This window comes from Mycobacterium sp. ACS1612, assembly GCF_001667505.1.
Lineage (GTDB): Bacteria > Actinomycetota > Actinomycetes > Mycobacteriales > Mycobacteriaceae > Mycobacterium.
Window position 1 is genome coordinate 19374 of the sequence record NZ_LZHZ01000071.1, and the last position, 22046, is coordinate 41419.

At 66.2% G+C, this 22046-nt stretch carries 20 protein-coding genes and 1 pseudogene; 11 read left to right on the plus strand and 10 right to left on the minus strand.

The features are described from left to right. The first annotated feature begins 106 nt into the window (after positions 1-106). Positions 107-631, plus strand: a complete 525-nt coding sequence (locus A5724_RS30645; protein ID WP_067811634.1) for a hypothetical protein — start codon at positions 107-109, stop codon at positions 629-631. Continuing rightward, the gene (locus A5724_RS30650) at positions 628-1710 is read left to right on the plus strand and encodes a DUF4185 domain-containing protein (protein ID WP_067811449.1); all 1083 of its coding nucleotides are present in this window, start codon (positions 628-630) and stop codon (positions 1708-1710) included. Before A5724_RS30645 ends, A5724_RS30650 begins: the two co-directional genes overlap by 4 nt. A gap of 3 nt (positions 1711-1713) precedes the next feature. Here the strand turns inward: A5724_RS30650 and A5724_RS30655 are convergent, their stop codons facing one another. After that, positions 1714-2457: a 3-oxoacyl-ACP reductase family protein gene (locus tag A5724_RS30655; protein WP_067811452.1), complete on the minus strand. Its 744-nt coding sequence runs from the start codon at positions 2455-2457 to the stop codon at positions 1714-1716. A gap of 59 nt (positions 2458-2516) precedes the next feature. On the opposite strand from A5724_RS30655, the gene A5724_RS30660 reads away from it, so the two are divergent. The 4 genes from A5724_RS30660 to A5724_RS30675 all read left to right on the plus strand — a co-directional run bounded on the left by A5724_RS30660 (position 2517) and on the right by A5724_RS30675 (position 8212). Continuing rightward, on the plus strand, positions 2517-3269 hold the full coding sequence (locus A5724_RS30660) for a potassium channel family protein (protein ID WP_067811455.1): 753 nt from the start codon (positions 2517-2519) through the stop codon (positions 3267-3269). Beyond that, positions 3244-4341, plus strand: coding sequence for a dihydrodipicolinate reductase (locus tag A5724_RS30665; protein ID WP_197518856.1), 1098 nt, complete (start codon positions 3244-3246; stop codon positions 4339-4341). The genes A5724_RS30660 and A5724_RS30665 overlap by 26 nt, the downstream gene beginning before the upstream one ends. Before the next feature lie 94 nt (positions 4342-4435). Beyond that, the gene (locus tag A5724_RS30670) at positions 4436-6139 is read left to right on the plus strand and encodes an Hsp70 family protein (protein ID WP_067811463.1); all 1704 of its coding nucleotides are present in this window, start codon (positions 4436-4438) and stop codon (positions 6137-6139) included. A 324-nt stretch (positions 6140-6463) separates the two neighbouring features. Continuing rightward, on the plus strand, positions 6464-8212 hold the full coding sequence (locus A5724_RS30675) for an acyl-CoA dehydrogenase family protein (RefSeq protein ID WP_067811468.1): 1749 nt from the start codon (positions 6464-6466) through the stop codon (positions 8210-8212). A 10-nt stretch (positions 8213-8222) separates the two neighbouring features. Here the strand turns inward: A5724_RS30675 and A5724_RS30680 are convergent. From A5724_RS30680 to A5724_RS30705, 6 genes and pseudogenes are all read right to left on the minus strand, one after another. Beyond that, positions 8223-8743: pseudogene (locus tag A5724_RS30680) on the minus strand (DJ-1/PfpI family protein). A gap of 80 nt (positions 8744-8823) precedes the next feature. Next, positions 8824-9513, minus strand: a complete 690-nt coding sequence (locus A5724_RS30685; protein ID WP_067811472.1) for an alpha/beta hydrolase — start codon at positions 9511-9513, stop codon at positions 8824-8826. Continuing rightward, entirely contained in the window at positions 9510-10748 is a 1239-nt protein-coding gene (locus A5724_RS30690; protein WP_067811475.1) for a glycosyltransferase, read from the minus strand. The genes A5724_RS30685 and A5724_RS30690 overlap by 4 nt, the downstream gene beginning before the upstream one ends. 32 nt (positions 10749-10780) lie before the next feature. Further along, entirely contained in the window at positions 10781-12433 is a 1653-nt protein-coding gene (locus A5724_RS30695; RefSeq protein ID WP_082965362.1) for an AMP-binding protein, read from the minus strand. A 4-nt stretch (positions 12434-12437) separates the two neighbouring features. Further along, positions 12438-12848 (minus strand): cupin domain-containing protein, encoded by a 411-nt coding sequence (locus A5724_RS30700; RefSeq protein ID WP_067811482.1) that lies wholly within the window; start codon positions 12846-12848, stop codon positions 12438-12440. A gap of 75 nt (positions 12849-12923) precedes the next feature. Continuing rightward, entirely contained in the window at positions 12924-14357 is a 1434-nt protein-coding gene (locus A5724_RS30705; RefSeq protein ID WP_232005027.1) for a PLP-dependent aminotransferase family protein, read from the minus strand. Between the two features lie 67 nt (positions 14358-14424). Here A5724_RS30705 and A5724_RS30710 point away from each other — a divergent pair, with 67 nt between their 5' ends. Continuing rightward, positions 14425-16122 carry an acetolactate synthase large subunit gene (locus A5724_RS30710; protein ID WP_067811639.1) on the plus strand — a complete coding sequence of 566 codons (1698 nt, stop codon included), beginning with the start codon at positions 14425-14427 and terminating at the stop codon, positions 16120-16122. A 46-nt stretch (positions 16123-16168) separates the two neighbouring features. Further along, positions 16169-17131: a GlxA family transcriptional regulator gene (locus A5724_RS30715; protein WP_067811486.1), complete on the plus strand. Its 963-nt coding sequence runs from the start codon at positions 16169-16171 to the stop codon at positions 17129-17131. On the opposite strand, the gene A5724_RS30720 is transcribed toward A5724_RS30715, so the two are convergent. Continuing rightward, positions 17128-18216, minus strand: coding sequence for an SAM-dependent methyltransferase (locus A5724_RS30720; protein ID WP_067811490.1), 1089 nt, complete (start codon positions 18214-18216; stop codon positions 17128-17130). The genes A5724_RS30715 and A5724_RS30720 overlap by 4 nt on opposite strands. A gap of 152 nt (positions 18217-18368) precedes the next feature. On the opposite strand from A5724_RS30720, the gene A5724_RS30725 reads away from it, so the two are divergent. Together A5724_RS30725 and A5724_RS30730 are read left to right on the plus strand one after the other, a co-directional pair. After that, positions 18369-19103 (plus strand): SHOCT domain-containing protein, encoded by a 735-nt coding sequence (locus tag A5724_RS30725; protein WP_067811493.1) that lies wholly within the window; start codon positions 18369-18371, stop codon positions 19101-19103. Positions 19104-19218: 115 nt separating this feature from the next. After that, positions 19219-19512, plus strand: a complete 294-nt coding sequence (locus tag A5724_RS30730; protein ID WP_197518850.1) for a DUF732 domain-containing protein — start codon at positions 19219-19221, stop codon at positions 19510-19512. On the opposite strand, the gene A5724_RS30735 is transcribed toward A5724_RS30730, so the two are convergent. After that, positions 19509-20138, minus strand: coding sequence for an MBL fold metallo-hydrolase (locus tag A5724_RS30735; RefSeq protein WP_067811500.1), 630 nt, complete (start codon positions 20136-20138; stop codon positions 19509-19511). The genes A5724_RS30730 and A5724_RS30735 overlap by 4 nt on opposite strands. After that, the gene (locus A5724_RS30740) at positions 20135-21223 is read right to left on the minus strand and encodes an S-(hydroxymethyl)mycothiol dehydrogenase (RefSeq protein WP_067811504.1); all 1089 of its coding nucleotides are present in this window, start codon (positions 21221-21223) and stop codon (positions 20135-20137) included. Before A5724_RS30740 ends, A5724_RS30735 begins: the two co-directional genes overlap by 4 nt. Before the next feature lie 46 nt (positions 21224-21269). On the opposite strand from A5724_RS30740, the gene A5724_RS30745 reads away from it, so the two are divergent. Next, positions 21270-22028 (plus strand): dioxygenase, encoded by a 759-nt coding sequence (locus A5724_RS30745; RefSeq protein WP_067811508.1) that lies wholly within the window; start codon positions 21270-21272, stop codon positions 22026-22028. Positions 22029-22046 lie beyond the last annotated feature (18 nt).

The window sequence follows — 22046 nt, forward strand, 5'->3', positions numbered from 1 at the left end:
GGTCAAAACCCGCACGCCGCTCTTTACCCCGGCGACGGGGGCGGCCAAACCCCGATCGCTAGGTAAACCGTGACTTTGCCGAGTGGTCACTGCGATACTCGACGACGTGAGAATCATCGGTGGGCTCGCTGCAGCTGTCCTGCTGTGTTCGGCCGCGCTTGGGCTGTCCGGGTACGCGCACGCTGACCAGGTGCTCCAGGGCATCTACGAGTACACGCCCGAACAGGGCGACAGCGGCACCTACGAGATCTGGCCATCGTGCGTTCCGGTGGTCGGCGACCTGCGTGAACCGCTGAACCTGCCGGTCGCCTGCCGGTTGCACATGTCCCCGCAGTCCGCTGCTCTGACCGGCGGCGACGCCACCCTGTCGGGCGGTGTCTGGCAGTGGACGACGCCCAAGAAGGAAGGCATGCAGTGCCCCGACGGTAGCTGGGCGCCCGTCGTGGAGACGCTGAAATTCGACGACCTGACCATGACAGGCACCCGCTCGATCAGTCACACCGACGTGTGCGGCCTGGCGCCGGGCATCATCAACATCCCGTTCAAGATGTCCTACAAGGGGCCGCTGCCCATCCCGAACGAGCAATACCCGCTGTACTGCGAGCCTGCCGGGCTGCGCATCTGCCAGTGACCGGGCGAGCGGTCCCGCTGCTCAATGGCAAGGTGGTCGACCTGACCGGCCCGGGCCTGACGTCGCAGTTCGGCGTCACGTGTACCGACCTGGGCGCTTCGGTGACAGCGCCCAACGGCAAGTTGGTGTCGGTGTTCGGCGACACTTTCTCGGGACGCAAGGTGGGACAGGGTGATTGGCGCTCGCCTGTGGTGCTGATCGGTACGGGCGACGCCGATCACGAGATCGTCTACGAGCGGGCCGGGGGAGAGGATCCGAACTACGCCCGCCAGTTGTGGCATTACGTCCACGACGACGTGGCCACTGGTTGGACCCGCGGCGGCATCAGCACCGTGATCCCGTCGGACCTGCTGACCGTCGGCGACTCAATGTTCCTGCACGCCATCGTCAATCGGGGATTCGGCAACGTGATCTGGACCGAGATCTGGCGCTCCGACGACAGCGGAGTTTCGTGGTGGCACATGGGCGAGGACGCGAAGTTCCCCGCCGATCTGCACGGCGGGCACGCGCAATGCTGGTCGTGGGATTACGAGCCCGACGACGGTTGGGTGTACGTGATGGCGACGGGGTTTCAACGCGACAAAGGCATCATCTTGATGCGTGTTCGGCCCGAACACATCGGCCAACGGTCGCGATACATCAGTTGGGGTTATGCCGACGACCGCTGGGCGTGGGGAACGCACGCCACTCCGATCACACCCGAGGGCGAGAAGTGGGGCGAGTTGACCTTTCGCCGGATGGCGCAAGGCAAATGGGTGCTCGGCGGATTCCTGGCGTCGAGATACGCGCTCGGATACCGCGTCGTCGACTCACCGGTGGCGAACATGCACACCACGGAACTGCAGATCCCGGTGACGGGTTCCTCGTGGCAGGACGAGGACCATGCCGGAAACCGGGTAGCGCAACTCTACGGCGGCTATGTGCTACCCGGTTCACGATTCGACATCAAGGGTGGCGTCGGGCTGGTGGTGTCGCAATGGCATACCGACAGCGGATGGCCTTACCGGGCAATGCAATTCAAGGCCGCGCTAAGAGACACCACCAAGACGGTGGAGCCACCGGACCCGATCAACCTGTGAGCCTCAGACGGTGAAGCCGCCGTCGACATTCCAGTTGGCGCCCGTCACGAACGACCCTTCCGGCCCGGCGAGGAAACGGACCACACCGGCGATATCGCTGGTGTTCCCGTAGCGGCCAAGTGATGTCATCGGCCGTGCCCAGTCGGCGAAGCCGCCGTCTTCGGGATTCATATCGGTGGCGATCGGTCCCGGTTGAACGTTGTTCACGGTGATCCCGCGCGGTCCCAGCTCGCGGGCAAGCCCCAGAGTGAGGCTCGCGACGGCACCCTTGGTCATCGCGTACGCCGACAGGCCCCCGACGGGCACTCGGTCGGCGTTGATGCTGCCGATGTTGATGATCCGGCCGCCGTCGCCGAGATGAGGCAGCGCATTTTGGGTGGCCACGAACACGGCGCGAATGTTGACAGCCACCAATCGGTCGAACTCTTCGAGCGGAAATGTCTCCGCCTCGCCGACGGCTGCCACGCCTGCGTTGTTGACCAGAATGTCCAGGCCACCGAGTTGTGCGACGGCGTCGTCGACCGACCGTGCGACCTGCTCGGCGTCGGAGCTGTCGGCCTGGATGGCGACCGCCTTGCCGCCCGCCTCGGCGACCTGCGCTGCGAGTTTCTCCGCCTGTTCGGCTGACGCGGAGTAGGTGAACGCGACGGCAGCACCGTCGGCGGCGAGCCTGCGTACGATTTCGGCCCCGATGCCGCGTGATCCGCCGGTGACCAGTGCCCGACGTCCTGCCAGTGATTCAGTCATGACTTCCTCAAGCCAAGTTGGGTCCCGAACATTCCCAGGTGTCATAGGGTCACCGGTTGATGACCGAGCAGACCCGACTCGAACGCTGGGATCAGCGCACTGACTTGCCGCTTGCCGGCGTGGCGCTGGTGTTCCTGGCGTTGTATTCGGTGAAGGTGTTGGTCCGGCCGCATGGCGCTGTCGACAAGGCGGTCGACATCGGACTGTTGGCCGTCTACTGCCTGTTCGTGGTCGACTACCTCGCGCGGTGGTATCTGGCGGAGCCTAGAGGCAGGTGGTTCCTCAGACATCTGTGGGAGTTGCCGGTGATCCTGCTGCCGTTCCTGCGCCCGCTGCGGTTGTTGAGCCTTGCCGTTGTGGTGAACGCGCTGCAGCGGGCGGTCGGCCAGACCATCCGAGGAAAGGTGTTGGTCTACACCGTGTGCGGCGCGGTGGTGATCGTCTATGCGGCGTCCCTGGCGATCCTCGATGTCGAGGGCACCCGACCGGAATCCGACATCCACAACCTCGGCGACGCGTTGTGGTGGGCCATCACCACGGTGACCACGGTCGGGTACGGTGACCTGTCACCGGCGACCTGGATGGGGAAGATCGTCGCGGTCGCGTTGATGATCGGCGGGATCGCCCTCGTCGGTTCGGTGACCGCGACGCTGGCGTCGTGGATCGTGCAGCGGGTGGCCGAAGAGGACACCGCCGAGGAAGTGGCGACGCGGGCGCAGATCGAAGAACTGCGCGACGAGATCCGCCGACTCTCGAAGTTGCTCACCGGCGATGACCCGCCCGCCTATGGTGAAGGCCGTGAAGCAATCTGACAAGAAGCGGGTCGTCGTCTGGGGCACCGGGTTCGTCGGCCGGATGGTGATCGCCGAGATCGTCAAGCATCCGGTGTTCGAACTGGTCGGAGTCGGGGTGAGCAACCCGGACAAGGTGGGCCGCGACGTCGGCGAGATCTGTTCTCTGCGGCAGCAATTGGGATTGGCGGCCACGGATGATGTCGACGCCCTGATCGCGCTGAAACCCGATGCGCTGGTGCACTACGGCCCCACCGCCGCGCACGCCGACGACAACATCGCGCTGATCACCCGCTTTTTGCGAGCCGGGATCGATGTGGTCTCGACGGCGATGACGCCGTGGGTGTGGCCGACCATGCATCTGAACCCGCCGAACTGGATCGAGCCCATCACCGAGGCGTGTGAACTGGGCGAGTCGTCCTGTTTCACCACCGGAATCGACCCGGGATTCGCCAACGACCTGTTCCCGATGACGTTGATGGGGTTGTGCTCCGAGGTGCGCAAGGTGCGGGCCTCTGAACTGCTCGACTACACCAACTATGAGGGTGACTACGAGTTCGAGATGGGCATCGGCAAGCCGCCCGAATACCGGCCGCTGCTGGAGAATCCCGACATCCTGGTATTCGCTTGGGGCGCAACGGTTCCGATGATCGCGCACGCCGCGGGCATCATGCTCGACGAGATCACCACGACATGGGACAAGTGGGTGACGCCGATCGAGCGCAAGTCGGCCAAGGGCATCATCGAACCCGGAAACGTTGCGGCCGTGCGGTTCACCATCAACGGCGTGTATCAGGGTGAGACCCGCATCCAGCTGGAGCACGTCAACAGGATCGGCGCTGACGCCGCCCCGGACTGGCCGTCGGGCACCGAGAACGACGTCTACCGCGTCGACATCGAGGGCACACCGAGCATCTTCCAGGAGACCGCGTTCCGCTTCACCGACGGCTCAGGGCGCGATGCCGCGGCGGCGGGTTGCCTTGCGACCGGTCTGCGGGCGCTGAACGCGGTGCCTGCCGTCAACGACCTGTCGCCGGGGTGGGTGACGGCCCTCGACCTGCCGCTGATCCCGGGTGTGGGGACCATCCGGTAGAAATCCGCAGTCGACTGACGTGACGATTTGCTAGTAACGATGGCGCGGTCGGTCAAGATGGACTACCGATAGGGTTTCATCGAGACGGAGTGACATGTCTGACGGGGTAGGGCTGTCGGTTGGCGCGACCAACCTGGCGGCCGTCGTAGTGGGCCGGACCGCGGTACGGCGGTCCCCGGTGGTGACCCTGTACCCCCATCGGCCGGCCGAAGTCGGCGTGCCCAGCGAAAACCCCAACCTCGCCGAGCGTGGGCTGATCATCACCGACTTCGTCGACCGCGTCGGCGACCCGGTGGGGATCGTCGCCGCCGACGGCTCGACCCACATGGCCGACCGGGTGCTCGCCGACGCGTTGCGGGCCATGCGTCGTACCGTCGGCCACCCAGGCGGCCCGGTCGCCGTCACCTATCCCGCGCACTGGCGCCCCGCCGCCGTCGACGCCTTGAGCACGGCGCTGGCGTCGGGATCGGAGCTCGCGCAGGCGGCGCTGGTATCCGACGCCTACGCTGCGCTCACCGCGTTGCAGGACGACCCCGGGCTGCCGACTCGCGGTGTGGTCGCGCTCTGCGACTTCGGCGGCACCGGTACCAGCATCACGCTCGCCGACGCCGCCAACGGTTTCGCGCCGATCGGCCCGACCGTGCGCCACACCGACTTCTCCGGCGACCTGATCGACCAGGCGCTGTTGACCCACGTCCTCGACGACTTGTCCGCGGCAGGCACCATTGTCCTGTCCGGCACGTCGGCGATCGGCTCGTTGAGCCGGCTGCGGGCCCAGTGCCGCGGCGCCAAGGAGCGGTTATCCACCGCAGCGGTCACCTCGTTGGTGGTCGAGTTGCCCGGCCACCACAGCGACGTCCGGCTGACCCGCAACGAACTCGACGAGGCGGTGCGCGGGTCGCTCGCCGAATTCGTCGCGATCTTGCGAGATGCCGTGGAGCGCAATGGTATTCGCGGCGCCGAGCTGGTCGCGGTCGCTACCGCCGGCGGCGGTGCGCGGATGCCGATCATCACCACCACGCTGTCCGAACACCTGCGCGTGCCCGTCGTCACCACCGCGCAGCCCGAGTTGACCGCCGCGATCGGCGGCGGCCTCAAGGCCTCCCGCGGGACCGTCGAGGAGGGCGCGACGTCGATGGCCGTCGCGCCGGGCGTCGCGGCCGCGGCCGCCGCGGCCACTGCGATGGCCCCCGAGGTCGGTGCCCAGGACGCACCACAGTCGAGCACCTTCGGCGCGCTGGCATGGTCGGACGCCGACGACGCGCCCGATGTCGCGCCCTCCGACTCCTACGATTACGACCTCCCCGCCGGGGCCGGGTACGCCGACGGGCCGCGACCGCAGATGCAGTTCGACCACGAGGCGTGGGAACAGCAACCGGAACCGCTGTCCTGGTACCGCAAACCCGCCCTGGTGCTGGTCGCCGGCGTGCTGGCGCTGTTGGCGGCGCTGACGGCCGCGGTGCTCTTCGTCATGCGCGACGAGTCGACACCAGCGCCGGCGTCGACCACCGGCCCCACCACCACAACCACACCGGCCCCGGCCACCACCGCCGCGCCACCACCTCCGGCCGCGCCTGCACCCGAGCCGCAAATCCAGGCACCGCGCACCCGCACTGTCCTCGAGCAGGCGCCGCCACCCCCGGTGACGGTGACCGAGGCGCCGCCGCCGACCACGGAGGCCCCGCCGCCGACGACTCAGCAGCCGCCGTGGAGCCCGCCGTACTCGACGGTTCCCGGGCTGCCATGGGTGCCTGCACCGCCGACGATTCCGGGCCTCCCGCCGCCGGCCAACCCCTAAAGCGTGTCCAACAACTGGGTTCGGTCCAGTCTGCGGAGTAGCAGTGCTATTTGACTGAGGTAGACGAAGTCTTCCACCGATGCGGCGGGCAGGATCGCCCACCGCGAGATGTCTCGGAATCAGGAAGCGGGCGACGCGCGCCCATGCGGTATCAGACACATCGGAGTGGTACCGGCGTCGATGCCACCCTCGTGTTGGTGAAACCAGCTCGGATGACGCGGGAACCGACGTTCAGACCGCACCTGCAGCCTGAACCGATGACGCCCGAGAAGGGCGGTGCCCAACACTCAACCGAGTTGTTCGACACGCTTTAGGCTCGCCTGCATGACCGATGGCTTGCTCTTCCATCCGAACACCTACGACCCCCAGCAGTTCGACGAGGAGACGCGCCGGTTGCTGCGCGCCACGATCGATTTCTTCGAAGGTCTCGGCAAGAAGCGCATCCTCGACGACGACCTCGCCGCGCAGTGGCCCGCTGATTTCATCGACTTCGTCAAGCGCGAGAAGCTGTTCGCGACGTTCCTGACGCCGTCGGAGTTCGCCGACGGAAATCCCGACAAACGTTGGGATGCCGCCCGCAACGCCGCGCTGTCGGAGATCCTCGGCTTCTACGGACTGACCTATTGGTACACGGAGCAGGTCACGATCCTGGGACTCGGACCGATCTGGCAGAGCGAGAACAAAGACGCCAAACTCAAGGCCGCCGACGACCTGGAGGCGGGCGACGTGATGGCGTTCGGGCTATCCGAGCGTGCGCACGGCGCCGACGTCTACAACACCGACATGGTGCTCACCCCGGCCAGCGAGGAGGACCGCGCCAACGGCATCCTCTACCGGGCGACGGGCGAGAAGTACTACATCGGCAACGGCAACATCGCCAGCATGGTGTCGGTGTTCGGCCGTCGAGACGACGTCGGTGAGGCGGATGCCGGGGAAGGGTATGTGTTCTTCGCCGCCGACAGCGGGCACGAGAACTACCACCTGCTCGACAATGTCGTGCACATGCAGATCTACGTCAGCACGTTCCGGCTGGAGAACTATCCGGTGCGCGAGCGGGACATTCTGCACACCGGCGTGGAAGCCTTTGCCGCAGCATTGAATACGGTCAACGTCGGCAAGTTCAACCTGTGCACCTGCACCATCGGCATGACCGAACACGCCTTCTACGAGGCGATCACGCATGCGCAGAATCGCATCCTGTACGGCCGTCCGGTCACCGACTTCACACATGTGCGCGCCAATTTCGTCGACGCGTACGCCCGTCTGGTCGCGATGAAGCTGTTCAGCCAGCGCGCCGTCGACTACTTCCGCAGCGCCAGCCTCGAGGACCGGCGCTATCTGCTGTTCAACCCGATGACCAAGGCCAAGGTCACCATGGAGGGTGAGACGGTCGTGCGGGCGTTGCACGACGTGATCGCGGCCAAGGGTTACGAGAAGAACACGATGTTCCGCGAGGTCTCCCAACTGATCGGCACACTCCCGCGACTGGAAGGCACCGTCCATGTGAACGTCGGATTGGTGCTGAAGTTCATGCCCAACTACATGTTCAACCCGGCCGAATATCCGGAGATCCCGACCCGCAACGACCCGGCCGACGACACCTTCTTCTGGAACCAGGGGCCGACGCGCGGCGCGGCGAAAGTGCGGTTCGCCGACTGGAAACCAGCGTATGAGAACCACGCCCGCATCCCGAACGTGACACGGTTCTACGAACAGGCCCAAGCGTTTTCGACGCTTCTCGCCACCGCCGCGCCCGATGCCGAACAGCAGCAGGATCTGGACTTCATGCTCAACGTCGGGCACCTGTTCTCGTTGATCGTCTACGGTCAGCTCATCCTGGAACAGGCGGTGCTGACCGGTCTGGACGACGACATGGTGGACCAGATCTTCGATTTCCAGATCCGCGACTTCAGCGCGTACGCCGTTGCGCTGCACGGCAAGCCGAGCTCCACGCAGGACCAGCAGGACTGGGCCGTCGCCGCGATCCGCAAACCAGTGCCCGATGCCGGACGCTTCGACCGGGTGTGGCAGCGCGTCAAGGCTTACGACGGCGCCTACGAGATGCGGGCCTGACGCACCCCCGTCACCGACTGCCGCGGCAACCGTCTCGCCCTTGCCGGTAGCCGAACAACTTCTCGACGCTGCGCGCCACCTGCGGTCCGTAGCTTCGCTGGAGCAGATACAGGGTCACCGTCGTCGACGACCCTGGCATCGACGACGCAGACGCCCGTCGCGTCCAAGACGTCCATGCCGAGGTGATGGGTGACCGCGTGCCTGCCCTCGAGCAGACCTGCCATCGCCAGTGCCAGCGACCCACCGCAGACGGTCGCCACCGTCACCTCCGGGTTGGCCATCGCCTTGCGCATCAACGGCACCGCGGCAGTCTCCCCGAATCGGGCAACCCGGCTTGGTCGGATCTAGTTGGGCTGTCGCGTTCAACACCATGCCGCGGGTGCCGCTGACCACAGGCCGCGGGCCTTCGGCGGAGACAAGTTCCACGTGCAGGGCGCCGCCTACCTCGTCGCTGCCCGCGGCGAGCACCTCGAACGGTGCGATGGCGTCGAGCGGGTCGAATCCGTCTAACAACACGATCTGTGCGTACACATGCTCATCGTCGGTGCGCCGCGCGTCACGCAACAGCGGTCAAACGGTCGTTGCTCGCCGAGATGTTGCCAGCCCGTCAGCTACTCCAAACATCCTCTGATGAGGCGTGCGAGAGCTTGCGGCTGAGACAGGAAAGGGAAGTGCGACGTCTCGATCCGCAACACGTCGTCGGCGCGTTTGGCCATCATCTCCTGCGCAGCGACTGGAATCACGTTGTCGTTCTCGCAAATGACATAGGTGCTCGGGATCCTCTTCCACGCGGTTTCGGTGACTTCCTGCTGCATTGCCGTGTAGCGCTGGTAGCCGAGTTGAGCGACCGCCTCTGTGGCCGTGCGGTTCTCGACGTCGTGGTAGAACACGGTCATCGGTGCCGTCACTTCGACGTAGCCGCCGATGCCGTCTCGGTGGTGCAGTCTTGTCCACGGCATCAACCGGCCACCGCTGGCAGACAGCAGCGACTCACCCACATCGAGTGGGAAGGCGGCGAGATACACCACGCGCTGGACGTTTTCGGTCTTCGCCAACGCCTGGGTCGTGGGCACACCGCCATAGGAATGGGCAACCACGACGACCGGGCCGTCAATCGCGGCGACCGCCTGCGCTATCACCGCCGCGTCGGCATACATGTCGCCGAGGGTCGCCGGATCATCACCGGTGCTCGTCAACGTCACAGTGCGTACTTGGACATCTGTCAGTTCGTTGACGAGCAGGTCGAAGTGGCTGGGCTTGTGCCAGGCGCCCGGCACCAGAAGCACAGTGGGACAGGTCATGAGGCGCCCTGCGTCGACATCAGCAGCCGTTGTTCGATCAAGTCGGCGCCACGGGCCGCTCCGCCAGTCGCGGCGTACCCGTCGGCAACACGCCGCGCACCGTCGGCCATCGTCATCGCCTCCAAAATCTTCGCGCGCATCCGGCGGACGGTGAGTTTCGTGGGCAGCAGTCGGGTGCCGCACTTCGCCACTTCCACGCGCCGGGCTACTTCGAATTGGTCGCGGCCGTAAGGCACCACGCATACCGGCACCCCATGAGCCAGGGACTTCTGGGTGACGCCCATGCCGCCGTGGGTGACCGCGCAGACGGCGTGGGCAAGCACCAGGCTGTGCGGGACGAACTCGCGCACAGTGGCATTCGGCGGTGGCGTGATGTCGTGCGGCGCCCCCGCCGGGAAGGTCGCCACGACATGGACGGGTTCGTCGGCCATCGCCGCCAGCGCGACGCGCGCCAGCTCGAAGTCCCCCTGATCCTCTGACGATGTCGATACCAGGACGATGGGGCGGTCTATTCGGGTCAGCCATGTCGGCGCGGTCGGCGGTGTCGGGTCATAGGAGCAGTCGCCGATGTACTGGATGGAGTCGTCGGGGTCCGGATGCGGGTAGTCGAACGGTGGGGCGGTGGCCACCAGAAGCAGCGGCGCCCGACGTGCGTAGTCGTCGGCCGATTTCAGCGGTGACAGATCGAGTCTGGCCCGAATGACGTTGTGCGATGCGGTCCACGAATCAGGTGCGCTGAATCTCGGACGAAGCAGCGCGTCCCGCAGACGACCGAGCGGACCGGGCCACGGCCGAAACCCGGGCCCCCATGGTGGTGCTCCGCGAGATCGCAGATACGGCACGAAGGGCCAGAAGGACAGCCAAGGCAGCCCGCTGGCCTCGGCCACTGCGGTGGCGCCCCAGCAGTTCGGGTCTACGATCAGCAGTTCCGGGTGGAACTCATGGATGGCTTCGGCCAGATCGAGGATCTCGTACTCGGCACGACGAACGAACGCGTCTCCTACCCGCGACAGCGACTCCTTCGGAGATGCGGCGCCCGCGTCACCGAGGCGGGTGACTTCGATGCGAGGATCGACCGGTTGCGTGTCGAAACCCATGTCACAACCGGTCTTCACGCCGGCGGCAAAAGTCCGCAGCGCGATCTCATGGCCCCGATCACTTAACTCCGTCAGCAGCACACTGATGGGGAAGAAATGACCCATCGCGGGGCTCTGATACGCGAGAACTCTTGCCATTCAATGTTTTCCTTGATCAGTGCGGTTAAACGTCAATCACGTAACGAGCCATGTCCCACCAGCCAGCGCCGCAGAAGTTCCTTGCGGACCTTGCCGTTACTGTTGCGCGGCAGGGATTGGACGTATTCCAGCCGGGTAGGCAGGTACCACTCGGTCATACCGAGGCCGGTCAGGTATCGGCGCAGTCCATCCAGGTCGATTGGTGGGGTGGTCGCGGGAACCAGGACAGCGCAGGGCGATTCAGCGCCGTCGTCGTTCCGATAGCCGACCAGCGCCACATCCTCGACTTGCGGGCTGGCCATCAGTTCGGATTCCACATCGGCGGGAATCAGGAATACGCCGCCGATTCGGTCGCTGATCCGGCCCAACAACCGGATCCCGCCGCGGCCATCGGATACGGCGAGATCGCCGGTGTCATACCAGCCGTCGTCGTGCGCGGCTGTGAGTGTGAACGCGTCGCTGTCGCGGCACACAGTCGCCAGGCACACCGTGGCGCCGCGGACGAACACCCGCTGGGGTTGCTCGTGCGATGCGACCGCGGTAGAGCGAAGCTGGACTTCTACGCCCGCGATAGGGCGGCCGTCACTGAAAGCGGCCCAGTCCGAAGGATCGCCGACGCGCGTCACGGTGCCCGTACCGATTTCGGTCGTTCCCCACCCGCTGAGCAGACGTGCTCCCAAAGCGGAGGGGACCGCAGTGATGAGCGGTTTGGGGATCGACGCGCCTACGCAGCGGACGGTGCGTAGAGCAGGCAGCGGCCTGGGGTTCTCCCTGATCGCCATGAGCACGTCGGAGACGAAGTTGGGCGCGGCCACCACCCCGGTGGTTGCACTGTCGGCGAGGACCTCCACGCCGCGCCGCCCGGACCATTCGTCGAGCAGAACGACGGATGCCCCTGCCGTCAATGCGGCCCTGGCGGTGTCCTGCCCAACGGTGTGCATCAGCGCATGAGGCGTGAATCGCACGTCGTCGCGACCGAAGTCGTGTACCTCGGTGATGCTGGATGCCGATGCATACAGCGTGTTCTCGGTGTGCAGGGCAACCTTCGGCACGCCGGACGTACCAGAGGTGCAGAGGAGCATGGCAACTCGATCGGGGTCTTCTTCCGCGTCGTCAAGGTTGATCGGATGTCCGCGTTCCCATGGCGTCTGCTCGACGAACGAACGAAAGTCGAGTTCGCCCGTCGCCGGTTCGCCGATGACTAGATGGTGTCGCAGTGCGGGCAGCGTCGGTGCCATCTCCCGCAACGCCGCGGCATGGTCGAATCCCGCCCACTCGGAGGTGGTTATGCACACTGAAGCACCGATGCGGTGCAGGATCCGCTTGAACTCCCGCGGGCGGATGCTCATCATGACCGGCGCCACCACCGCCTGCAGTCGCGCTGCCGCCAGCAGCAACACGTGCGCCTGCCACCAGTTCGGCAATTGATACGCGACCACCCGGCCCGGCCGTACTCCGAGCTCGTACAGCGCGCCGGCGAACCGCGTCACCCGCCCGGCCAATTCGGCGTAGGTGATCAACTCCGCTTCGCCCTTGGCGCGGTACGCATGGATGGCTATCCCGTGCGGCGTCTCGTCTCGCCATCTCCGCAGATCACCAATCTGTCCGGTATCCCGCCATATCCCAGAATCGCGGAACCGCCGCACGTTCTCCGCCGGAGGGCGAACCGTCACATCGACGGGCATCTCGTCACCGTGTGTGCTGACGGGCGCTGGGATGACGCAGTGAATCGCGGGACACGATCTCCTCCGGTTTCAGCAGGGTGATCATGTCGACTCCCGGCGCACAGATGCACACCGCGACGAACCGAGTCCAACCGGTCTGGTCGAGGTTCGTCATCTGATAGTGCACGACGTCGCCACCGGGCTCCCAAAAAGCCTCGCCTGCAACAATTTCCCTTGGCTCCTCACCTTCCAGCTCGAACAGCATCCTGCCTTCGAGCATGTATCCGAACACCGGCCCCGAGTGCCGGTGCGGCGGCGTCCCGGCATCCGCAGGCGGGAGTTCGACTAGCTGTGTCATAGCGTGTGAGCCCTCCGGGATGGACGGCGGGGTGACACACAGCAGATCCGTCTTCTTCAAGTTGCCTATGACCATCATGGTTTCAACGTTAGGTACGTCATCGCGCCTTTCAGGGGCCACTTCGAATGCTGGGGAAGGGGCCAGTTCGACCGGTCAATCGGGCAGCAGTTCGGTCAGCGCACCGAGGGCGGACGACCATGCACTCGGGGCGGGCGACGCGTATCCGACGACGAGTCCGTCACGTTCGCTGGAGCTGTCCGGATGCCGGAACCAATCAAGACCTTTCACGCCGAGCCGCCGCCACCCGGACCGACGACTCAACCCGCTCTCGCCGCCACTGGCGACCTCCAATATGACGTGTAGGCCCGCATCGGCTCCCGACGCGGTGCACGTAGGGGATTGGGCGATGGCAGCCATGAGTTGCGCACGGCGTTGGCGGTATTGTGCACGCATCGTGCGAAGGTGTCTGTCGTACGAACCGGACGCGATGAATTCGGCCATGGCCAACTGCTCGACAAAGCCGGAGTTCTCCTCTGTTTCGCCCTTCTGCCGGGCGACCGGTTCGACGAGTTGCTCGGGCAGCACCAGCCAGCCGAGCCGAAGTCCCGGCGCCAACGACTTGCTCACCGTCCCCATGTAGATGACATGGTCGGGATCGAGGCCTTGCAATGCGCCGACAGGCTCTCTGCCGTAACGAAATTCGCCGTCGTAATCATCTTCGATGATCAGCCCGCGGGTAGCGCGTGCCCAGTCGAGCACCGCGGCACGGCGCTCGCGGCTCAACGTGACGCCGAGCGGGAACTGGTGCGCCGGGGTCAGCAGCACACCGCCCGCATCCGGCATGTCATCGAGAGCCTTCACGTCAGCGCCAGCGGAGTCGACAGGCAACGGCGGGCAGTCGATCCCAGCTTGATTGAGCGTCGCTCGTTGGGTCGGCAGCCCGAACTCTTCGACGGCCACGGTTGAGATCCCTCGTTCTGCCATGGCACCGGCGACGAGACGGAGCCCCTCAGCCGCTCCCGAGCACACGACGATGGTGCACGGTCGCGCTCTGACGCCGCGCGCTCGAGCCAGGTATTGGGCGAGGGCGTGGCGCAACTCGGACCGGCCGAAAGGGTCGGCGTAGCCGAACGCGTCGACAGGTGCCACGTCCAACGCACGCTTGACCGCCCGACTCCACTCAGCGCGGGGGAACGACGACAGGTCGGGCTGACCGGGTCGCAGATCGTGGTCGAGCCTGCGGGGCGACCGTCGCCGGGGCGGGGTGGCGACGGACCCGACTATGTCGGCGGCTCGCTCGGACACCAGCGTGCTCGAGCCGTGCTGAGAGGTCAACCAGCCCTCGGTGACGAGGACGGCGTACGCTCGGGCCACCGTGTTCCGCCCGACACCGAGGTCGGTGGCCAGCGCGCGGCTCGACGGCAGCCTGGTGCCCGGTACGAGGCGCCCCGAGCGGATGGCGTCGCGAATGGCGTGCGTCACACTGTCTCGAACTCTGCGCCCATGGCGTTCGAGGTGAAGATCCAGACCGGCAGCCGACGTGCGCCATTCTGCGGCGCGCTGCACCTCAGCGATTCCGTCCGTCACCTCAAGCCTCTCTTCGACGACACTGTGAAAACGCCGTGAAGGGCCGGTCTTATTGCATGGCTTCTCGATGACTCGACAGGATGGGTACGTGACTACGGGTGCGGAGATCGTTGTGGACCGGCTGGCCGCTGGGGGAGTCGAGGTGTGTTTCGCCAACCCCGGGACGTCGGAGATGCATTTCGTCGCGGCGTTGGATTCCGCACCGCAGATGCGCGCCGTGTTGTGTCTGTTCGAGGGGGTGGCGGCGGGCGCGGCCGACGGCTACGCGCGCATCGCGGGCAAGCCCGCGGCCACCCTGCTGCACCTGGGGCCCGGGATGGCGAACGGGTTGGCCAACCTGCACAACGCCAGGCGAGCCCACAGCCCCATCGTCAACGTGGTGGGCGACCACGCCACCTATCACCAAAAGCTAGACGCGCCATTGCAATCCGACATCGACGCGCTCGGCCATTGGCTGACCGGCACGGTGCACCGACCCGCGTCGTCGAACGAAATCGGGCGAACCGTCGACGCGGCTGTTGCCGCGGCCAGTCTGGGACGCATCGCCACGTTGGTGTTGCCCGCCGACCTGTCATGGGGGGACGCGGAACCCGTTGCAGCAAGAGACACGCCACTGACTGCACGTGAGCGGGAGGTCGTGAGGCTTCTCTCACAGGGGTATACCGTTCGGGAAGTCGCGGAGAAGCTGACCGTGTCGGCCAGGACGGTGGAAGGTCATGTCTACCGGGTGATGGTGAAGCTGGGTCCATCTGATGGATGGAAGCCCGACGAGACGGACGACCAGTTCGCCGCCGCCGCTGATATCGCCCAATTGCTGAAGTCATCCGGCCAAAAGGCGGTCCTGCTGCTCGGCGGCGCCGCCACGGGTCCGGACGAATTACACGCTGCTGCAAGGATTTCCGCGACCACCGGGGCGCGGTTGCTCATCGAGACCTTTCCGGCCCGGCTAACCCGTGGCCGTGGTGTGCCGAACGTCACACGACTCGGTTATTTCGCCGAACTCGCACAGGAACAACTCAAGGGTGCACGGCATCTGATTCTTGTCGGGGCCCGGTCGCCGGTCACGTTCTTCGCCTATCCGAACCTGCCTGGCGACCTGGTCCCTGCGGGCGCGACGGTGCACAATCTCGGGGCAGGGCGACTCGCCGCGGTCGCCGAACTGCTTGGTGCCCAGGAGCTTCCGGACTCCACCGCCAGTCCGGGCCAGCTACCGACCGGACCGCTGCGAGCCGACAACTGGGCCGCGGTCGTCGCCGCACTGCTGCCCGAGGATGCCATCATCTCCGACGAGGCCAACACCAGCGGCCTGTTGCTGCCCGACGCCACCGCCGCCGCACCGAAGCATGACGTGCTCACACTCACGGGAGGCGCCATCGGCCAGGGCCTGCCGGTGGCCGTCGGCGCCGCCATCGCCGCGCCGCACCGCCCGGTCGTCGCTCTGCAGTCCGACGGCAGCGCGATGTACACGATCTCAGCGCTGTGGACCATGGCCCGCGAACAACTCGACATCACCGTCGTCATCCTCGACAACCGCGCATACGCCATCCTGCAGATCGAGTTGGCGCGGGTCGGTGCCTCGGCGGGCGGTCCGAAGGCGCGCTCGCTGCTCGATCTCTCTAATCCGAACCTCGACTTCGTCGCGATCGCCGAGGGCTTCGGGGTGCCCGCGAAGCGCGCCACCACCGCAGAGGAACTCGCCGAACATTTCAGCGCCGCGATCGCCGAACCCGGACCGCATCTGATCGACGCAGTGCTGGCCACATAGCACACGACCGCCACTATTTTGCCAGTGCGGCTGGTACCGTCGGTCTGTGCACACCGTCGCTGTACTGGCACTGCCCGACACGATCGCCTTCGACGTGAGCACCGCCGTGGAAACTTTCGGCCGAGTCCCGCTGCCGTCCGGCGAACCCGGCTACCGAGTCCTGGTGTGTGGCGTCGAACCGGTGGTCAGCGCCGGACCGATGCGGATCGGCACCGACTTCGGCCTCGACGCCGCGGCCGAGGCCGACACGATCGTCGTCCCCGGCCGCAACGATGTCACCGTCGCCACCCCCGACGAGGTGTTGGTCGCGCTGAAGAGCGCCTACGCCGACGGCACCCGTGTCGCGTCGATCTGTTCGGGCGCGTTCACCCTCGCCGAAGCCGGCCTGCTCGACGGCAGACGCGCCACCACCCACTGGATCGCGGCCGACTACTTCCGCGGCATGTTCCCCGCGGTCGAACTCGACCCCGACGTGCTCTACGTCGACGAGGGACAAGTGCTCACGTCGGCAGGCGCGTCAGCGGGACTGGACCTGTGCCTGCACATGATCGCCGGTGACTACGGAGCCGCGGTGGCCGCCGACGCCGCGCGTCTTGCTGTCGCACCTCTGCACCGCAGCGGCGGCCAGTCGCAATTCATCCTGCGAAACACGGCCCCTGCCAAGAACATTGCCGAGCGCACCGAACTCGACGACGTGCTGGCCTGGATCGAGCATGAGGCGCACCGCGACCTGTCGCTGCGCGATATCGCCGACCGGGCCGCGATGAGCATCCGCACCCTCAATCGCCGATTCCAGGCAGAGACCGGCCAGACACCCATGCAATGGGTCACCGGCGTGCGTATCCGCCATGCGCAGCAGCTACTGGAGAGCACCACATACGGCGTCGAAAAGATCGGCCGCGACGTCGGATTCACCTCGCCGGCCAATTTCCGTGAGCAGTTCCGCAGGCTCACCGGGGTGTCGCCGCAGAGCTACCGCAGCACGTTCCGGGACCGGATGGCGGGTTAGTGCGCTCTGGGCCTTTTCCAGAGCACGATCTGGGCCAGCGGGATCTGCATCTCTTCCGGCGCGGCTGCCAGCCGCGCGGCGACACCCGCCTGCAACCGGTCCATGAAGTCCGAACGTCGGGTGTCGAGGCGAGCGCCGTCGAGGGCGGAGGCGAGTGTCGGAAACACCGACGCGCGGGCGAACGCCGCCCACTGCACACCGAAAGCGGTTGCGTCGTGGTCGACTTGGTGCTGCGTCCAGAACCGATCCTCGGCGTTGAACACCTCGAGGTGCTCGACCTCGACGCGCTCGAAACGGCCCTTCGGCGCGAACGGAGACAGGAAATCACCGGCGCGACGCGAGACCAGCGGAATGCACATCCGGTGCACCTCGTCCTCGGTGACGACACCCTGCGCCACCAGATCGGCCAGTTCAGCGAGCACGGCGTCGAGCAGGGGACGGTGGCCGAATTCGCCGTCCTCGCCGATGGCCGTGGTCAGCACCACCACACGGCCGCCGGGGCACAACTCGCGCCCACGAAACGCGACGAACTCGTGCCAGTCGAACGCGGCCTGTTTGGCGTAGGCGGCCTTGACGCCCTCGTCGCTGCTGTAGGCCACTTGCAGGTGGTCGGGTACCGGAGCGGGCACCCGACCCAGCCACTGGATGGCCCACGACGACCAGCCCAGGTTCACGCTGTTCGACGGCAGGATCTGGGTGTAGAACGAGCGACCGATCGCCGAGGCGAAGGTGGCCGGGTCCTTCTTCAGATACGAGTCGGGGTCGTGCTCCAGCGTCTCGAACATGACCGTGAAGTCGTTGTCGGACACATCGGTATGTGCCACCAGGATCGAATGCTCCGGCCGGGTCCGCTTGCGCAGCACCGCGATTGCCGCGCAGATCGGCAGCAGCGAGTTGTGCCCGGTGGACGCGCCGTAGTCGGCGATGACCACGGGTTGCGGCGCCTTCGGAAGCGGGACGGCGCCGGCGGCCCGCTCGAAAAGCTTTATCGCTCCCGACAATCCGGCCGCCTGCAGCCGCGAACTGGCGGTATACGAGCCGCTGTCCATCGGCTCGGGCCGCACGACGATGCTGGATTCGGGCACCTTTAAACGGTAGCCTTCCAGCGCCTACGCCGGATACCGAATCCAGGAGGCCGCGCGGACCGACGAAGCCGCTCGACGCCGGTCTGCGCACGGGATTGATCACGTGGCTGATTGGTGCGGCAGCGCAAACCGCGCCGTGACAGACTTCGCGAATGGCCAACCGGACCGGACCGCGGATCGCGATCTTCTCCGCCGTACTCACCTTGGTCATCGGCGGCGTCGGCCTGATCGCCGCGCTGATCCTCAACGCGTTCGTGCTCGACGACTACGACGCGTACGGGGAAGTGCCTGTCCCGGGATCGACCAGTCTGCAACTGCCCGCCGGCGAAGTGACGGTCAGCTTCCACACCCAGGTGACGGGCAGCCCCTCGAGTGGGTTTCCGATCCCGGACCTGAAGTTCTCGATCACCCCGCCGCAGGGTATCGCGAAGCCGCAGGTCACCGAAAGTATCGGTGGCACAACGACAGTCAACAGCGAGACACGTGTCCGGGTGTGGCTGCTGCAGGTCGCACAGGAGGGCATCTACGACGTCGTCACCGACGGGAACGTCAACGGGTACATCAATCCGCAGCTGGCGTTCGGGCACGGCACCGCATACGGCTGGCTCACGTGGGTGTTCGGCGGGCTACTCGCCCTTGGCATCGTCGAACTGGCCGCGTCGCTGATCTGGTCGGCCCGTTCGGCGAAGGCGGCGCGACCGCTGACACCGGAGGTGCGTCTCGATGAGCCGACATGGGCGGGCGGCGCGGGGTCCGCATCGAGCTATGCGCCCAACGATCAGGGGATGCGCCTCGAGCGACTTCGGCAACTCGCCGCGCTGCGCGACTCGGGCGCGTTGACGCAGGACGAATTCGAAGCCGAGAAGCGCCGCGTCCTCGACTCCTGACGGCTATCCACCAAACGAAAAAGGTTCGCCGGAACTCGACCGTTTGGCTCTGAACCGCAGGTTCCGCGGCGAATCGTCTGTTGTAGGTAGATTGCCGGCAGTACTATCAGCGACCATGGTTCAGCGTCGAATCATCGGAGCGCCAGCAGGTGCAGCGGTGCTGGCGGCCCTGGCGATCGCAAGCGCCGCACCCGCCGCAGCGGACGAGGACCAATACCTCAAACTGCGCGACGTATACCCGACCTACAGCGCCGAACAATTGCTCGCCGAAGGCCAACGGGTGTGCGCCGTCGCCAGGCAGGGCGTCCCGTCACCGCAGGCCGTCGTCATGGTGACGAACGACCTGGGAATGTCGACCACGGCAGCCCTTGACATCGTCAGCGCAGCCGTCATGAACCTCAAGTGTTAGTGGCCGCGGGCCACCCATTCGTCGTAGTGCACGATTTCGTCGCCGATGGTGGTCGAGTCGCCGTGCCCGGTGTAGACGACGGTGTCGCCGGGTAGCTTGCCGAGCTTCTCCGAGATCGACGACAGAATGGTCGGGAAGTCGGAGTAGGACCGGCCCGTCGCACCGGGGCCGCCTTGGAACAGCGTATCGCCAGAGAACACCGCGTTCAGTTCGGGCGCATGCCAGCAGACCGAACCCGGTGAGTGCCCGGGGGTGTGGATGGCGCGCAGTTCGTGGCCGGCGACGCGCAGCGTCTCGCCGTCGGCGACGGTGCGGAAGTTCTTGTCGGGGTGCGTCATTCGCCACAGCACATCGTCGGCCGGATGCAGCAGCACCGGGGCGTCGAGCGCGTCGCCGAGTTGGGGCGCGACCGTGACATGGTCGTTGTGGCCGTGGGTACACACCACTGCCACCACATGCCTGCCGCCGACGGCCGCCACGATCGGGCCCGCGTCATGGGCGGCGTCGAACACCACCACCTCGTCGTCGTCGCCGACCAGCCAGATGTTGTTGTCGACTTCCCAACTGCCGCCGTCGAGTTCGAATGTGCCGTGCGTGACTACGCGTCCGATGGGTCCGCCGTTCACTTCATCACCACCACGCTGCGCAGCACCTCGCCTGCGTGCATCTTGTGGAACGCGTCTTCGACACCGTCGATGCCGATGCGCTCAGAGACGAACTTCTCCAACGGCAGCCTGCCCTGCAGGTACAGCGAAATCAGGGTGGGGAAGTCCCGTTCGGGTAGGCAGTCGCCGTACCACGACGACTTCAGCGATCCGCCGCGGGAGAAGAAGTCGATCAACGGCATCTCCAAAGTCATGTCCGGTGTCGGAACACCCACCAGCACAACGGTTCCCGCCAGATCGCGGGCGTAGAACGCCTGTTTCCAGGTTTCGGGGCGGCCCACCGCGTCGATCACCACATCGGCGCCGTTGCCGTCGGTCAGGTCCTGGATGGTGGCGACCGGATCGAGGTCACGCGCATTGATGGTGTGCGTCGCGCCGAAGCCGCGCGCCCAGTCCAGCTTCTTGTTGTCGGTGTCCACGGCGATGATCCGCTTGGCGCCGACCAGCGCCGCACCCGCGATCGCCGCGTCACCCACACCGCCGCAACCGATCACCGCGACGGTGTCGTCTCGCCCGACCGCACCGGTGTTGACCGCCGCGCCGAGACCGGCCATCACCCCACAGCCGAGCAGACCGGCAACCGCCGGATCGGCTTCGGGGTCGACCTTGGTGCACTGCAACTCGTGCACCAGCGTCTTGTCGGCGAACGCGCCGATCCCCAACGCGGGGGTGAGTTCGGTGCCGTCGGTCAGGGTCATCGGTTTGCTGGCGTTGAAGGTGTTGAAGCAGTACCACGGCCTGCCGCGTTTGCAAGCCCGGCATTCGCCGCACACCGCACGCCAGTTCAGGATCACGAAATCGCCTGGTTCGACATGGGTCACGCCTTCGCCGACCGCCTCGACGGTCCCGGCCGCCTCGTGTCCGAGCAGGAACGGGAAGTCGTCGTTGATGCCGCCCTCGCGATACGTCAGGTCGGTATGGCACACCCCGCAGGCGAGGATGTCGACTACCACATCACCTGGACCCGGGTCGGGGATGACCACATCCGCCAACTCGACCGGATCGCCCTTCTTACGTGAGATCACGCCGCGCACCGTCTGAGTCATGCGTACAACCTAATGCCAACAGTGCCAAGCTGAGTGTGTGACATCTATGTATCTGTCCCACGGCGCGCCACCGCTCGTCGACGACGAATTGTGGGTCGCACAGCTCGAGCAATGGGCGGCGCGGTTGCCGACGCCGTCGGCGATCCTCGTCGTCTCGGCGCACTGGGAAGCGGCGCCGCTCACCATCGGGTCGACCACCACCGAGACCCCGTTGACGTACGACTTCTGGGGTTTCCCACAGCACTACTACGACGTCACCTACGACGCGCCCGGTGCGCCCGACCTCGCCGCGCGCGTCGAGGCGCTGATGCCCGACGACGAGCCCGTCGCCCACGACAGCGATCGCAGGCTCGACCATGGCGCCTACGTGCCACTGACCGTCATGTATCCCGACGCCACGATCCCGGTGCTGCAGGTCTCGATGCCGACGCTCGACCCCCAACGCCTGTTGCACCTGGGTGAACGGCTGCGACCGCTGCGCGACGAAGGCGTGCTGATCATCGGCTCCGGGTTCACCACCCACGGCCTGCCCTTCCTGGACGACCCGTCACCCCGCGCCGTCCCGCCGGGCTGGTCGACCGAGTTCGACGCATGGGCCAGCGAGCGCTTCGCCGCGGGCGACCTCGACGCGCTGATCGATTTCCGGCACCGGGCGCCCGGAATGCCGTACGCCCATCCGACCATCGAGCACTTCTCGCCGTTGTTCGTCGCGCTCGGCGCGTCGAGCGATCCTGGCCAGACGCCGAGACAAGTCATCGACGGCTATTGGATGGGCCTGGCGAAACGCTCCATTGAACTCATTTGACCGCCTACGCCGTTAACA

Excerpts from the sequence above, each read along its gene's own strand:
- A5724_RS30665 (WP_197518856.1), top strand. The coding sequence starts at position 3,244 with ATGGTGAAGGCCGTGAAGCAATCTGACAAGAAGCGGGTCGTCGTCTGG.
- A5724_RS30670 (WP_067811463.1), top strand. The coding sequence starts at position 4,436 with ATGTCTGACGGGGTAGGGCTGTCGGTTGGCGCGACCAACCTGGCGGCC.
- A5724_RS30675 (WP_067811468.1), top strand. The coding sequence starts at position 6,464 with ATGACCGATGGCTTGCTCTTCCATCCGAACACCTACGACCCCCAGCAG.
- A5724_RS30655 (WP_067811452.1), bottom strand. The coding sequence starts at position 2,457 with ATGACTGAATCACTGGCAGGACGTCGGGCACTGGTCACCGGCGGATCA.
- A5724_RS30660 (WP_067811455.1), top strand. The coding sequence starts at position 2,517 with ATGACCGAGCAGACCCGACTCGAACGCTGGGATCAGCGCACTGACTTG.
- A5724_RS30710 (WP_067811639.1), top strand. The coding sequence starts at position 14,425 with ATGACTCGACAGGATGGGTACGTGACTACGGGTGCGGAGATCGTTGTG.
- A5724_RS30700 (WP_067811482.1), bottom strand. The coding sequence starts at position 12,848 with ATGATGGTCATAGGCAACTTGAAGAAGACGGATCTGCTGTGTGTCACC.
- A5724_RS30695 (WP_082965362.1), bottom strand. The coding sequence starts at position 12,433 with ATGCCCGTCGATGTGACGGTTCGCCCTCCGGCGGAGAACGTGCGGCGG.
- A5724_RS30745 (WP_067811508.1), top strand. The coding sequence starts at position 21,270 with ATGTATCTGTCCCACGGCGCGCCACCGCTCGTCGACGACGAATTGTGG.
- A5724_RS30690 (WP_067811475.1), bottom strand. The coding sequence starts at position 10,748 with ATGGCAAGAGTTCTCGCGTATCAGAGCCCCGCGATGGGTCATTTCTTC.
- A5724_RS30725 (WP_067811493.1), top strand. The coding sequence starts at position 18,369 with ATGGCCAACCGGACCGGACCGCGGATCGCGATCTTCTCCGCCGTACTC.
- A5724_RS30685 (WP_067811472.1), bottom strand. The coding sequence starts at position 9,513 with ATGACCTGTCCCACTGTGCTTCTGGTGCCGGGCGCCTGGCACAAGCCC.
- A5724_RS30740 (WP_067811504.1), bottom strand. The coding sequence starts at position 21,223 with ATGACTCAGACGGTGCGCGGCGTGATCTCACGTAAGAAGGGCGATCCG.
- A5724_RS30730 (WP_197518850.1), top strand. The coding sequence starts at position 19,219 with ATGGTTCAGCGTCGAATCATCGGAGCGCCAGCAGGTGCAGCGGTGCTG.